The organism is Streptomyces sparsus (assembly GCF_054776295.1).
The window spans coordinates 1-627 of the sequence record NZ_BAAHCA010001623.1; the positions used below are offsets into that span (position 1 = coordinate 1).

Here is a 627-nt window from a genome sequence, read left to right on the forward strand (position 1 = left end):
CCGCCCGGCACCCGCCGCCCCGCTCCGCCGACGCCGCCCGGCGTCCGCCGGTGCCGCTCGACCGGAGGCTCGGCGGCGTGCGGGCCTCGATGGTGTCCGGGGTGTCGGCGACGACGAGGGTGCGGGGCGGTATCCGGTGATTCGCCGGTCCCGGCAGGTTCCGATCCCCGGCCCGGCTTCCGATCGGGGCCGCGAGCCTGGAATAGTTCCCCCACGATGTTCACCATCCCTAGACCCCTCAGCCGGGGGGCAGCTCGGGGGACAACTTTGTGGGGCATGGAGTGTCGGAACACGCACTGGAATTGAACGGACAGACCTGGACGCTCGACCCGTCCCGGTCCTACACCCTCGGGCGTGATCCGCAGGGTGACCTCGTACTGGAGGACGCACGGGTCTCGTGGCGGCACGCGACGGTGCGGTGGGGCGGGCAGGGCTGGCTCCTGGAGGACCACGGCAGCACCAACGGCACGTACGTGCAGGGCCGGCGGGTCCAGCAGCTGGACCTCGCGCCCGGCACCGTCGTCAACCTCGGCAACGCCACCGACGGCCCGCGGCTGACGCTCTCCGCCGGTGACGCGGCGCCGCAGATGTCCGCCGCCGCGCCGCAGCAGGCGCAGCCGGGCGGGC

At 74.2% G+C, this 627-nt stretch carries 1 protein-coding gene; it reads left to right on the plus strand.

Annotated elements, in window-relative coordinates; genetic code table 11:
- Positions 1-269: 269 nt before the first annotated feature.
- On the plus strand, positions 270-627 hold a 358-nt coding region (locus ACYVE9_RS29975; protein ID WP_461031003.1), incomplete at its 3' end, for an FHA domain-containing protein.